This is a genomic window from Streptomyces sp. NBC_01317 (assembly GCF_035961655.1).
In the GTDB taxonomy this organism is placed as follows: Bacteria; Actinomycetota; Actinomycetes; order Streptomycetales; family Streptomycetaceae; genus Streptomyces.
In genome coordinates this window covers 3,691,399-3,704,103 of sequence record NZ_CP108393.1, presented here as the reverse complement: position 1 = coordinate 3,704,103, position 12,705 = coordinate 3,691,399, and the positions used below count along the sequence as shown (strand labels likewise).

Sequence of the window (12,705 nt, the reverse complement as noted above, 5' to 3'; positions counted from 1 at the left end):
ATGCCGCGTCCCCCAGGTTTTAGCCTGTGGGGGCGCGGCATTCGTTTGCCCGCCCACAGGACGGCACAGGAACGAGGCACATACATGACCGACCCGGTGACTCTGGACGGGGAGAGCCCGATCCATGAGTACGACGAGAAGCGGGTGGAGAATGCGGTGCGGGAGCTGCTGTTCGCCATCGGCGAGGACCCGGACCGCGACGGTCTGCGAGCGACCCCGGAGCGGGTGGCCCGCGCGTACAAGGAGATATACGCGGGGCTGTGGCAGACACCCGAGGATGTCCTGACGACGACGTTCGACCTGGGGCACGACGAGATGGTCCTGGTGAAGGACATCGAGGTCATGAGTTCCTGCGAGCACCACCTCGTGCCGTTCGTCGGGGTGGCGCACGTGGGCTACATCCCGTCCGCCGACGGCAAGATCACCGGACTGTCCAAGCTGGCCCGGCTGGTGGACGTGTACGCGCGCCGCCCGCAGGTCCAGGAGCGGCTGACGACCCAGATCGCCGACTCGCTGATGGAGATCCTGGATCCCCGGGGAGTGATCGTGGTCATCGAGTGCGAGCACATGTGCATGACCATGCGCGGGGTACGGAAGCCGGGCGCGAAGACGATCACGTCGGCGGTCCGGGGACAGATGCGGGTGCCGGCGACGCGTGCGGAGGCCATGAGCCTGATCATGGCCCGGTGATCACGGCCCGCTGATCATGACCCGCTGAACCGCCGAGGACGTACGGGTCAGGACGTACGGCTCAGGCGCGGGTCGCGGTCGGGTGGTCGTCGTCGTGGTCCTCCGGGAGCTTGCAGACGCGCTCCAGGAAGAAGGCCGCGAGGATCACCGCGACGCCGGCCACGACGGCGAAGCCCGAGTAGATCGCCTGGTCGCGGCGGGCGGGGACGTCCAGCTTGGTCAGCAGGAAGACGCCCACCCCGCCGTACATCCCCGAGACGAGGGCCACGACGAGCGCGCTGGCCTGGCCGAAGACCAGGGCGCGGGCCGCCATCAGCGGGTCGACGCCCTTGGCTCCCGGCCGCCGCTCGCGCTGGGCCCGCAGCCGCGAGCGCAGCGACAGCGCCGTGGCCGCGAGGACCACGGCGATCACCGCGAGCACGATGGGCGCCGCGAGCGGCACGCCCGGCAGGCTGCCGAGGGCGTCCCAGAGGCGGGCGGCGCCCCAGGAGAGCACCCCGGCCACCACGAACAGGCCGGCGAGCACCTTGATCCGCAACTGCTGCACCGAGAGAGCCGCCCTTCGCCTTGCCGTCCTCAGCCGTACCGGAATCCGTTGAGCCTAACGACTAATCGGGCAGGCGGAGTTCCAGGTCGGCGCGGGCCTGTATGCCGTCCGTCCCGACGTAGGCCAGCAGGTCGGCGACGGCCCCGAGGCCCGGCACCTTCGCCTCCGGCTCCACGTCGTGCCACGGGGCGAGGACGAAGGCGCGCTGGTGGGCGCGGGGGTGGGGCAGGGTGAGCACCGGATCGTCCTGGACGACGTCCGCGTACGCCAGGATGTCCACGTCGATCGTCCGGGGGCCCCAGCGCTCCAGTCGGACCCGGTCGAAGGCCTCCTCGATGGCCTGGCCGCGCTCCAGCAGGGACGACGGCGGCAAGGTCGTCTTCACGACGACGACCGCGTTCAGATACGTGGGCTGGGAGTCGGCGTCGACGCCCCACGGCTCGGTCTCGTACACCGGGGACACGGCCTTGACGCGCAGGCCCGGCGTGTCCTCCAGGGCGTCGATAGCCCCCTGGAGCGTCTCCAGCCGGTTGCCCAGGTTGGAGCCGAGGGCGACCACCGCCCGTTTGGGGTTGGACAGCGTGACATCGGCGGCGTCGACCTGGGCGACGACGGAGGCGGGTACCGGCTGGACGGTCGGGTCGCTCTGCGGCCCGTTCGCGTAGGGGGCGGTCATAGTCGGCTCCGGATGATGGTGATGGTCACATCGTCGAAGGGCACGGTGATCGGTGCGTCGGGTTTGTGCACCACCACCTCGACCTCCTGGACGCCGTCGTGTTTGAGGCACCGCTGGGCGATGCGCTCCGCGAGTGTCTCGATCAGATCGACCGGGTCCCCCTGGACGATCTCCACGACCTCCTCGGCCACGACTCCGTAGTGCACGGTCTTGGTGAGGTCGTCGTCCGCCGCCGCGGGGCGCGTGTCCAGGCCGAGCACCACGTCCACGACGAAGGTCTGTCCTTCCTCGCGCTCCCTGGGGAAGACGCCATGGTGCCCACGGGCCTTGAGGCCGCGCAGCGCGACACGATCCACGCGAATCACTCCTGCTGTTGTCGGTCGTCGGGACGTCCCGGCCACGGGTGGGCGCCGGGGTGCCCCTTATTCGAATCTACCTTCGGACACCGACAGTGCCCTCCCACGGGGCCCGGGGACCCCGCCCGCAAGAGGCCCCTACCCACTCAGGCGGACGGCTCCTCCTCTTCTTCCTCGTCGGTTTCCGTCAGCACGGGAGAACCGTGGTGCGACCAGACCTTCCACCCCTCCGGCGTGCGGCGGAACACGTTGGTCGCCACGACCAGCTGCCCGACGAGCGGCCCCAGCTCGCCGCTCTCCTCGGCGGGGCCGCCGCTGAGGATGTTCTCGGTGCAGGTCACGAGGGCGGTGTCGGCGGCGACGGACACGGCGACGTCGGTGAGGAAGAACTGGATGTACTCGGTGTTCGCCATGATCAGGGCGTACGAGCGCAGCACCTCGGCGCGGCCGGAGAGCACGGGCCAGCCGGGGTGGACGCAGGAGATGCCGTCCTCGTCCTCCAGCCAGAGCGCGGTCAGCGCGTCGAGATCCCCCCGCTCCATCGCCTCGTAGAAGGTGGTGTTCGCCTGCTCGACCTGCTCGACGTCCGTGCGGGCGGTCATGCGGCGTCCTCGACGGCGCGCGCCACGCGGACCGCGTCCGCCGTGGCCCGTACCTCGTGGACCCGGACCGCCCAGGCGCCCTGGTGCGCGGCGATCGCGGAGATCGCGGCGGTGGCCGCGTCCCGCTCGCGGGCCGGCGGCGGGGCGCCCTCGGTGGCCAGGACGTGCCCCAGGAAGCGTTTGCGGGACGCGGCGATGAGGAGCGGGCGGCCCAGGGTGCGCAGCTCGGCCTGGTGCGCGACCAGCGCGAGGTCGTGCTCGGCCCGCTTGGCGAAGCCGAGGCCGGGGTCGATGACGATCCGCTCCGGCGCGACGCCGCCGGTGATCACCGCGTCCATCCGGTCGCGGAGTTCGGCGACGACCTCGGCGACGACGTCTCCGTACACCGCGAGACGGTTCATCTCCTGGCTGAAGCCGCGCCAGTGCATCACCACGAAGGGCACTCCGGCGGCGGCGACGACGGGCACCATGTCGGGGTCGCCCAGGCCGCCGCTCACGTCGTTGACCAGGGCGGCCCCGGCCTCGACCGCCCGCGCGGCGACCGAGGCGCGCATGGTGTCCACGGAGACCGTGACGCCCTCGGAGGCGAGCCCGCGCACGACGGGGACGACCCGCCGCAGCTCCTCGTCCTCGTCGACCCGGGTGGCCCCGGGGCGGGTCGACTCACCGCCGACGTCGACCAGGTCCGCGCCCGCGGCGACCAGGTCGAGGCCGCGCTTGACGGCGGCGGTGGTGTCGAACCAGCGACCTCCGTCGGAGAAGGAGTCGGGCGTCACATTGACGACCCCCATGACCGCACAGCGGTCCCACTGCGGCAGTCCCTCGACCGTGCCTCGCCCGCGCAACGTACTCATACCCGACACCCTAGGGGTTGTCGGTAGGAGAGGGGCTTCAGCCGATCTTGCTGATCGTTTCCAGTTCCACGGCGGTACGGGGGACGGCGTGCGCGTCCGCGTCGATCGAGCGGCGCAGCGCCTCGTGGAGCCGGGCCGGGGTCAGGACGCCCAGGAAGCGGCCCGTCCCCTCCTTGTCGATCACCGCGATCCACCCCGCGTCGTGCTGGAGCATCGTGGAGAACGCCTGCTTGAGCGACGCGCCGACGGGCAGCCACGCCTCCATGCGGCGCGCGTGTTCCCGTACGGTCCCCTCCGCGCCGGTCTGCTCGGTGGAGATCCAGCCGTGCAGGTTGTCGTCGCTGTCCAGGACGACCGCCCAGCGCGCGCCCTCCTTCTCCAGCTTCGCGGCGGCGCGCCTCAGCGGGTCGTCGAGGTGCAGGACGGGCGGCTGTTCCAGGTCGCCCTCCTCGATCGGGGTCACGGAGAGCCGCTTGAGACCCCGGTCCGCGCCGACGAAGTCCGCGACGTACGGGGTGGCGGGTGTGCCGAGCACCGCGGCCGGCGCGTCGAACTGCTCGATCCTGCCCTGTCCGTAGACGGCGATACGGTCTCCGAGCCGTACGGCCTCCTCGATGTCGTGCGTGACGAACAGCACGGTCTTGCGGACCGCCGCCTGGAGCCGGAGGAACTCGCTCTGGAGGTGGTCGCGCACCACCGGGTCGACCGCGCCGAACGGCTCGTCCATCAGCAGGACGGGCGGATCGGCGGCGAGCGCGCGGGCCACGCCGACGCGCTGGCGCTGGCCGCCGGAGAGCTGCTCCGGGTACCGGTCGCCGTACACGGACGGGTCGAGGCCGACCAGGTCGAGGAGTTCGGCGGCGCGGGCCCGGCCCTTGTCGCGCTTCCAGCCGAGGAGGTGCGGGACGGTCGCCGTGTTCTCCAGCACGGTCTTGTGCGGGAACAGCCCGACCTGCTGGATCACATATCCGATACGCCGCCTGAGCTGGACCGGGTCGATGGCGGAGATGTCGTCCCCGTCGAGGAATATCCGCCCCTCGGAGGGCTCGATCAGCCGGTTGACCATCTTCATGGTCGTGGTCTTGCCGCAGCCCGACGGTCCGACGAGCGTGACCAGCTCGCCCTCGGAGACCTCGAAGGAGAGGTCGTCGACGGCGGTGGTGCCGTCCGGGTACCGCTTGGTGACGTTCTCGAATCGGATCATGATTCCCCATTGTGCGGCGTCTTATGTGAAGGCCATGTTGCTGGAATGTGGCGGATTTCCGCGAATGTCAGTGGTCGGGGATAGTCTCGCCGGACACACAGACGACACATACGTTCGGACACATAGGTACGGGAAGAGGGGGGAGGCGGGGACGGATGAGCGCACAAGGATGCCTGGCGGCGAACGACTGGATCTGCGGGGAGTATCTCCGCTCCCGTAGCCAAGAACTGACCGACGCGACGGTCCAGCACATCTGGATCACGGCCGTGTCGGTCGCCATCGGGCTGCTCGTGGCCTTCCCGCTGGCGCTGCTGGCGCGGAGCAGACCGGCGTTCGCCGGACCCGTGCTGGGTCTGACGACCCTGCTGTACACGATCCCCTCGCTGGCGATGTTCTCGCTGCTGCTGCCGTTCTTCGGGCTCTCCGCCGGACTCGTGATCACCGGCCTGGTGCTGTACTCCCTGACGATCCTCGTACGGAACATCATGGCGGGGCTGGAATCGGTGCCCGAGGAGGCCAGGGAAGCGGCCCGCGGACTCGGCTACGGCCCCGCGCGGCTGCTCTGGGAGGTCGAGCTGCCGCTCGCGCTGCCCGCCCTGATGGCCGGGCTGCGCATCGCCACGGTCTCGACGGTGGCGCTCACCACGGTCGGCTCGATCGTCGGCAAGGGCGGCCTCGGGAACCTGATCACGGACGCGCTGACCAGCTTCTTCAAGGCACAGGTGCTCGCCGCGTCGGTCCTCTGCGTGCTCCTCGCGGTCGTCGCCGACCTGCTCCTCCTCGGGGTGCAGCGGCTGCTGACGCCCTGGACCCGGGCCGGCACCGGGCGCGCCTCGCGCCGCCCGCGCCTGCTGCGCCGTACGGACCGCGCCGCCCGGCCGGGCACCGGCGGGCCGTCCACGGACGACGACCGCACGACGGCCGGCGACTCCGTGAAGGCGGTGGGCTGACATGGGAGTTCTGGGAGACGCCTGGACCTGGCTGACGACCGGCGCCAACTGGTCCGGCACCAGCGGGGTCTGGAACAGACTCGGGGAGCATGTGTACGTCAGCGGGGTCGCCCTCGTCCTGGCCTGTCTCGTCGCCCTGCCCGTCGCGCTGTACCTGGGCCACCTCGGCAAGGGCGGCGCGCTCGCGATCAACATCTCCAACGTGGGCCGGGCGGTCCCCGTGTTCGCCGTGCTCGCCCTCTTCATGGTCTCGCCGCTGCGCAACTCCGGCTATGTGCCCACGATCATCGCCCTGGTGCTCTTCGCCGTGCCGCCCCTGCTGACCAACGCGTACGTCGGCATGCGCGAGGTGGACCGGGCGGTGGTGGAGGCGGCCCGGGGGATGGGCATGTCGGGCCGCCAGGTCTTCGTACGGGTCGAACTGCCCCTCGCGTACCCGCTGATCATGACCGGGCTCCGCTCCGCCGCCGTCCAGGTGGTGGCCACGGCCACCATCGCGGCGATGGTGGGCCAGGGCGGGCTCGGGCGGATCATCACGGCCGGCTTCAACACGTACAACACCCCGCAGGTGGTCGCGGGCGCGCTCCTGGTGGCGCTGCTCGCCCTGCTGGTCGAGGGCGCGCTGCTGCTGCTCGACCGGCTGATCGACCCCGGCAGGCGCAGCGCCACCGCGCGCTCGCGCCCCTCACAGACGTCCGGTGCCACTGATGCCGCCGGGTCCCCCACGACCGCGTGACTACGACTTCTGTTCTTTTTGGATGGTGAATCTCATGAGCAAGATCTCGCGCATCGCGGGTGCGGTCCTCGGAGCCTCGGTGCTGACCGTCTCGCTCGCCGCGTGCGGCGGCGACAGCCTGGAGAAGGGCAAGAGCGACTCCGGCAGCACCGCGGACACCGACGCGGGTTCCGGCTCCGGCTCCGGCAAGAAGGGCTCGCTCGTCATCGGCGCGGCGGCCTTCACGGAGTCCAAGGTGCTGGCGCAGCTGTACGCCCAGATCCTCGGCGACGCCGGGTACTCGACGTCCGTCACCACGGTGAACAACCGTGAGCTGTACGAACCGTCCCTGGAGAAGGGCGAGATCGACGTCGTACCGGAATACGCGGCGACGATCACGGAATTCCTCAACGCCAAGGTGAACGGCGCGAAGAAGGCCGAGGCGAACCCGCTCGCGTCCAGCGACGCCGCCGCGACCGTGGCCGAGCTGAAGAAGCTCGCCGAGCCGCGCGGACTGAAGGTGCTGGAGGTCGGTCAGGCCGTCGACCAGAATGCCTTCGCGGTCACCAAGGAATTCGCCGAGAAGAACAACCTCAAGACGCTTTCCGATCTCGGCAAGTCGAAGATCAAGGTGAAGATCGCGGCGGGTGACGAGTGCGAGGTGCGCCCGTTCTGCGCGCCGGGCCTCAAGAAGACGTACGGCATCGACGTCGCGGGCATCGACCCCAAGGGTGTCGGTACGCCGCAGTCCAAGCAGGCCGTCAAGGACGGGGTGGACCAGGTCGTGCTGAGTTCCACCACCGACGGCACGCTCGACAGCTTCGGACTGGTGGTGCTGGAGGACGACAAGAAGCTCCAGAACGCGGACAACCTGCTTCCGGTCGTCAATGCCAAGGACGCAGGAACGCCGGAGGTGGCCGAGGTCCTGAACAAGCTGACGGCCGCTCTGACCACCAGCGATCTCGCCGCGTTGAACCTCAAGGTCGACGCCGAGAGGGCGAAGCCGGAGGACGTGGCGAAGGAGTACCTGGAGTCGAAGGGCCTTCTTACGAAGTAGCGCGGGTCGGCGAATGGCGGGGCGGGAAAGCCGAATCGGCGGCGGAACGGCAACGGGCCGGGAAAGATTGTCCGACGGGTGCCCCATCCGGTCTCCACGCACGGTAAATTCCAGGCCATGCCACGTGGACGCCACCGCCATTCCCCACCCCTCCACAAGCTTCTTCCGCCGTTGGCGGTCGCCGGAGCCGCGGTCCTCTGCGCGGCGGGGGCCTGGCTCCTCGCGGATCCGGCGGCGCTGCGCGGTCTGGTCGCCGCCACGGCCGTGGCGGCGCTCACCGGCGCGGTGTTCATGCGCAGTTGGGACGAGAGCGCCGGTCGCCGTGTCGCGGATCTGACCCGCGCGCGGGAGAGCGACCAGTGGAACACCGAGGAGCGGATAGCCGAGCTGGAGGCGGACGTCGACGAATCGCGCGAACTGCGCGTCAAACTCGACGCCAAACTCCGCACGAAGCGGATCGAGTTGGCGGGGCTGCGGGGTGAACACGCGGCGCTGCTGCGGCGCTACGCCACCGCGGAGACCGAGCGCGCCACCGCGCTGGAGGGCCGCCGTCAGCTCGCCCTGGAGGCGGCCGTGGAGCCCAAGGCGCTCCCGGTGGCGGGCAGTACGCCCACCGCGTCCGTCTATCTGCGCGCGGCGCAGGCGCTCGACAACCTGATCAAGACCGCCGAGGACCGGCGGGCGCTCCAGCCGGCCGCGACCCCGGAGGGGGCCGCGACGAACGGCAGGTCCGGGGCCGACACCCCGGCGTCCGGGGCGGACACCGCGAAGGACGTGACGGCGGACGAAGCCGCCGCGGACGGGGCGCCGGCGAAGGAGACCGCGCGGTCCGGCGGCGCGAAGGCCGGCAAGGGGGCGCGCGGCGACGCCCCGGCGGAGGACACCGAGGACACCACCGACGACGCCGGTGACGACGCCGACGGCGCGGACGAGTCCGTCTTCGGCGGCGCGGGCACCGGCCGGAGCGCGGCGGAGCAGCACACCCGCCCGGCCGCGGCGCTCGCCAAGCGGGTGCCGGGCGCGTCCGCGATCGTGCCGTACTCCGCGCAGCGCCGCCCGGCGCGGCGGCCGGGCAGCGGCTTCGACTTCTTCGGTACTCAGGCCGGCGCGCACCCCAAGGGGGAGGACGCGGGTGGCCCGCAGCCGTCCAGGCGCGGCGGCAAGGGGACGAGCGAGGCGGTGGACGCGGCGGACCGTGACGACCCCGCGCCCGCCCCGCTGCCGGGGGACACCCCCGTCGAGCGCGAGGATCTCGCGGACGTCGTGGGCGAGGAGGCGCTCGCCGGGCGCCGGCGCTCCGACGACCCGGCGGTCGGCGCGGTCATCGACCTGACCGAGCCGGACCGCGGCGAGGACAAGGCGGGCGAGGCCGACGACGCCGACGACGCTGACGACGCCACGAAGAAGGACGCGAAGGGGCGGCTCGAAGTGGGCGGCGTTCGCAGCTCCACCGGCTGAGAGCGGCCCTGCCGGTCGGCTACTTGTCGATGTCGCCCACGACGAAGAACAGCGACCCCAGGATCGCCACCATGTCCGCGACCTGCGTCCCGGGCAGCAGTTCGGTGAGCGCCTGGATGTTGTTGAACGACGCCGAGCGGAGCTTCAAGCGGTACGGCGTCTTCTCGCCCTTCGACACCAGGTAGTAGCCGTTGATGCCGAGCGGGTTCTCGGTCCAGGCGTACGTCTGTCCCTCCGGCGCCTTCAGCACCTTGGGCAGCCGCTGGTTGACCGGCCCGGGAGGCAGCTCCGCGAGCCGGTCCAGGCAGGCGTCCGCCAGGTCCAGCGCGTTGTGCGTCTGCTCCAGCAGGCACTCGAACCGCGCCAGGCAGTCCCCGGCCTCCCGGGTCACGACGGTGAGCGTGTCCTGGAGTTCGCCGTACGCCAGGTACGGCTCGTCCCTGCGCAGGTCGAAGTCGACGCCCGAGGCGCGGGCGATCGGCCCGGAGACCCCGTACGCGTGCACCGCCTGGCGCGACAGCACGCCGACCCCGCGCGTACGGCCCCGGAAGATCTCGTTGCCGAGGACCAGCCGGTCGTACACGTCCATCCGGGAACGGACCTCGGCGATCGCCTGCCGGGCCCGGCCCTGCCAGCCGGCCGGGAGGTCCTCCTTGAGGCCGCCGACCCGGTTGAACATGTAGTGCATCCGGCCGCCGGAGACCTCCTCCATCACGGCCTGTATGACCTCCCGCTCCCGGAACGCGTAGAACACCGGGGTGATCCCGCCCAGTTCGAGGGGGTACGAGCCGAGGAACATCAGGTGGTTGAGCACGCGGTTCAGCTCGGCCAGCAGCGTCCTGGTCCACACGGCGCGCTCGGGGACCTCCATGCCGAGCATCCGCTCGACGGCCATCACGACGCCCAGTTCGTTGGAGAACGCCGACAGCCAGTCGTGGCGGTTGGCGAGCATCACGATCTGCCGGTAGTCGCGCGCCTCGAAGAGCTTCTCCGCGCCCCGGTGCATGTATCCGATGACGGGCTCCGCCTCGCGGATCACCTCGCCGTCGAGCACCAGGCGGAGCCGGAGCACACCGTGGGTCGAAGGGTGCTGGGGGCCGATGTTGAGCACCATGTCGGTGCTCTCCGCCGCGCCGCCGATGCCGACCGTCGTCCGCGTGGTCTCCGTCATGGACGACAGTCTCTCAGAGGCCGGGGGCCGGACTTCCGGAGGTGGCGTCAGAGGCCCGGAGCCGCGACGGTGGGGAGGGCGCCGCCGCCCGGTCCGCCCGGTGCGACTCCCACCGGCTGGGCCAGCCAGCCGAAGTCGCCCAGCCCGCCCCGCGCCGTCAGCTCCGCCGCCTCCCCGGCCGCCGCCAGCGCTCGTACGTACGCGGCCGGCTCCGCGGCGGCCAGGGACAGCGGCGGGCGCGCCCCGCTCATCCCCAGGCGGCCCAGCGCCGTGCGCTGGTCGGTCAGCTCCGCGCCGGGCAACGCGCAGGCGTCGAGCGCCACATGGGCGGTCAGGTCACAGCTCCCGTCCGGTACGGGTGCCACCTCCCGGCCCTCCCGGAAGCCCGTCAGCGTCCCGAAGGGCGGCCTGGCGTCCCGTACATGCGCGTAGTCGACGGCGACCGCGAGCCCGCGCTCCAGCGTGGCGACGGCCGCGGCCCAGGCCTCGTCGCGGGGCCGGCCGATCTCCGCGCGGGTGCCGGGCCCGGCCGGCGGCCACCAGCGCGCGAGCCACCGCGCGTCCGCGCCCGCGACCGGCGCGCCCAGCTCCTCCGTACCGTCGGGGCGCACGAGCACGTACCGCACCACCCCGTCCGGATCGGTCTCGGCGATGTCCACCGGGACGTTGTCCAGCCATTCGTTCGCGAAGAGCAGCCCGCCGACGCCGGCCGGGGGTTCCGCGCACCACTCCACGCGCGGGTCGAGCCCCGCGGGCCGGGGGGCGCGCTCCACGGCGTACGGATGCACGATCAGGGCGTCCGGGACCGCCGCGAGCACACCGGTCAGCAACTCACCACGCCCCGCGCCCATGTCGACGAACGCCACCTCGTCCGTCCCCAGCGCCCGGGCGGTGGCGGTCAGCAGCCGGGCGACGGCGGCCGCGAAGAGCGGGGAGGCATGCACCGACGTGCGGAAATGGCCGGCCGGGCCCTCCGGCCGCAGGTAGAAGCCCCCGGGCCCGTAGAGCGCGCGCTCCGCCGCCGCCCGCCACCCCTCGGCCCGCGGGCCGTCCGGGCGGGCGGCCGGGGGATCGTCCGGGCGGACGCGCGCCCCCCGCTGCTTCCCGTTGTCATCCGTCACGGCGTCAAGTCTCCACCTTGGGGAGTACGCTTCCGCCGACCGGATCGACCCTCCGGTTGACCCCTCCGCCTTTTCCGCCTCCCTACGCTGGATAACGTGCAGCGCTTCTACGACTTCCTCCGCAGACACCCCACGGGCGTCGACACCTTCTTGGCTGTCATGCTCCTCGGGGTGTCTTTGCTGTGGGCGGTCACCGCGGTGAACGGGGTCGGGCCGCGGCTCCGGGCCATCGGCGTGGTCGTGCTGCTCAGCCTGGTGGTCGCGCTGCGCCGCCGGGCCCCGGCCCGGATGCTGCTGCTCGTCGTCGCGCTGGGCGTGGTCCAGCTCGCGCTGGACGTCTCCGTCAATCCCGGCGACTTCGCGATGCTGGTCATCATCTACACCGTCGCCGCCGAGGGCGGTCCGCGCTGGGCCTCCCGGCTCGCCCTGGTCGGCGGGCTGTTCGCGGCTCCGCTTTCCCAGCTGCGCTGGCCGGTGGACGAGGCGAGCACCTTCGGCCGGGTCTTCGCGGGTGTGGTGCTGACCGTGCCGTTCGTCCTCGCCTGGGTCCTCGGCGACTCCCTCCGTACCCGCCGCGCCTACTTCGACCAGCTGGAGGAGCGCGCCACCCGGCTGGAGAAGGAGCGCGAGGCGCAGGCCAAGGTGGCGGTCGCCGCCGAGCGGGCCAGGATCGCCCGGGAGCTGCACGACGTCGTGGCGCACAACGTGTCCGTGATGGTCGTGCAGGCCGACGGCGCCGCGTATGTCCTGGACGCCGCCCCCGACCAGGCCAAACAGGCTCTGGAGACCATTTCGAGCACCGGCCGCCAGGCCCTCGCCGAGATGCGCAGGCTCCTTGGTGTCCTGCGGACCGGGGACACGCGGGAGGGCGGGGAGTACGTGCCCCAGCCCGACGTCGACCAGATCGAGGACCTGGTGGAGCAGGTGCGCCGGGCCGGTCTCACCGTGGACTTCAAGATCGAGGGCACCGCGCGTCCCCTGCCCAGCGGGGTCGAGCTGACCGCGTACCGGATCGTGCAGGAAGCCCTCACCAACAGCCGCAAGCACGGCGGACCCGATGTGGGCGCGAGCGTGCGGCTGGTCTACTTCGACGACGGCCTGGGCCTGCTCGTCGAGGACGACGGCCGGGGCGCCGCCCACGAGATGTACGAGGACGGCGGCGCGGACGGCCGGGGCCACGGCCTCATCGGGATGCGGGAGCGGGTCGGGATGGTCGGCGGCACGCTGGACGCCGGGCCCCGCCCGGGCGGCGGCTTCCGGATCAGCGCGCTGCTCCCGCTGAAACCGGCACACTGACATGCCGG

At 71.9% G+C, this 12,705-nt stretch carries 14 protein-coding genes; 6 read left to right on the top strand and 8 right to left on the bottom strand.

Going from position 1 to position 12,705, the window contains the following annotated elements:
• The first annotated feature begins 84 nt into the window (after positions 1–84).
• Positions 85–690 (top strand): GTP cyclohydrolase I FolE, encoded by a 606-nt coding sequence (gene folE / locus OG349_RS15745; RefSeq protein ID WP_327235204.1) that lies wholly within the window; start codon positions 85–87, stop codon positions 688–690.
• A 61-nt stretch (positions 691–751) separates the two neighbouring features.
• On the opposite strand, the gene OG349_RS15740 is transcribed toward folE, so the two are convergent.
• The 6 genes from OG349_RS15740 to OG349_RS15715 form a co-directional block, all read right to left on the bottom strand.
• Positions 752–1,237, bottom strand: a complete 486-nt coding sequence (locus tag OG349_RS15740; RefSeq protein WP_327235203.1) for a DUF3180 domain-containing protein — start codon at positions 1,235–1,237, stop codon at positions 752–754.
• 61 nt (positions 1,238–1,298) lie between these two features.
• Positions 1,299–1,913 carry a 2-amino-4-hydroxy-6-hydroxymethyldihydropteridine diphosphokinase gene (gene folK / locus OG349_RS15735; RefSeq protein WP_327235202.1) on the bottom strand — a complete coding sequence of 205 codons (615 nt, stop codon included), beginning with the start codon at positions 1,911–1,913 and terminating at the stop codon, positions 1,299–1,301.
• Positions 1,910–2,269: a dihydroneopterin aldolase gene (gene folB / locus OG349_RS15730; RefSeq protein WP_327235201.1), complete on the bottom strand. Its 360-nt coding sequence runs from the start codon at positions 2,267–2,269 to the stop codon at positions 1,910–1,912. The genes folK and folB overlap by 4 nt, the downstream gene beginning before the upstream one ends.
• A gap of 146 nt (positions 2,270–2,415) precedes the next feature.
• The gene (locus OG349_RS15725) at positions 2,416–2,871 is read right to left on the bottom strand and encodes a nuclear transport factor 2 family protein (RefSeq protein ID WP_327235200.1); all 456 of its coding nucleotides are present in this window, start codon (positions 2,869–2,871) and stop codon (positions 2,416–2,418) included.
• On the bottom strand, positions 2,868–3,725 hold the full coding sequence (gene folP / locus OG349_RS15720) for a dihydropteroate synthase (protein ID WP_327235199.1): 858 nt from the start codon (positions 3,723–3,725) through the stop codon (positions 2,868–2,870). The genes OG349_RS15725 and folP overlap by 4 nt, the downstream gene beginning before the upstream one ends.
• A 37-nt stretch (positions 3,726–3,762) precedes the next feature.
• Positions 3,763–4,929 carry an ABC transporter ATP-binding protein gene (locus tag OG349_RS15715; protein ID WP_327235198.1) on the bottom strand — a complete coding sequence of 389 codons (1,167 nt, stop codon included), beginning with the start codon at positions 4,927–4,929 and terminating at the stop codon, positions 3,763–3,765.
• Between the two features lie 155 nt (positions 4,930–5,084).
• On the opposite strand from OG349_RS15715, the gene OG349_RS15710 reads away from it, so the two are divergent.
• The 4 genes from OG349_RS15710 (at position 5,085) to OG349_RS15695 (ending at position 9,109) form a co-directional block, all read left to right on the top strand.
• Complete coding sequence (locus tag OG349_RS15710) at positions 5,085–5,879, top strand: ABC transporter permease (protein WP_327235197.1); 795 nt, start codon at positions 5,085–5,087, stop codon at positions 5,877–5,879.
• A gap of 1 nt (position 5,880) precedes the next feature.
• A complete protein-coding gene (locus tag OG349_RS15705; protein ID WP_161311216.1) occupies positions 5,881–6,615 on the top strand; it encodes an ABC transporter permease in 735 nt (244 codons plus the stop codon).
• 34 nt (positions 6,616–6,649) lie between these two features.
• Entirely contained in the window at positions 6,650–7,651 is a 1,002-nt protein-coding gene (locus OG349_RS15700) for an ABC transporter substrate-binding protein (RefSeq protein WP_327235196.1), read from the top strand.
• 117 nt (positions 7,652–7,768) lie between these two features.
• The gene (locus OG349_RS15695; RefSeq protein WP_327235195.1) at positions 7,769–9,109 is read left to right on the top strand and encodes a hypothetical protein; all 1,341 of its coding nucleotides are present in this window, start codon (positions 7,769–7,771) and stop codon (positions 9,107–9,109) included.
• Between the two features lie 19 nt (positions 9,110–9,128).
• Here the strand turns inward: OG349_RS15695 and OG349_RS15690 are convergent, their stop codons facing one another.
• Both OG349_RS15690 and OG349_RS15685 read right to left on the bottom strand, forming a co-directional pair.
• Entirely contained in the window at positions 9,129–10,280 is a 1,152-nt protein-coding gene (locus tag OG349_RS15690) for an NADH-quinone oxidoreductase subunit D (protein ID WP_327235194.1), read from the bottom strand.
• A gap of 47 nt (positions 10,281–10,327) precedes the next feature.
• A complete protein-coding gene (locus tag OG349_RS15685; protein ID WP_327235193.1) occupies positions 10,328–11,401 on the bottom strand; it encodes an SAM-dependent methyltransferase in 1,074 nt (357 codons plus the stop codon).
• A 96-nt stretch (positions 11,402–11,497) separates the two neighbouring features.
• On the opposite strand from OG349_RS15685, the gene OG349_RS15680 reads away from it, so the two are divergent.
• Positions 11,498–12,697, top strand: coding sequence for a sensor histidine kinase (locus OG349_RS15680; RefSeq protein ID WP_327235192.1), 1,200 nt, complete (start codon positions 11,498–11,500; stop codon positions 12,695–12,697).
• Positions 12,698–12,705: the final 8 nt, after the last annotated feature.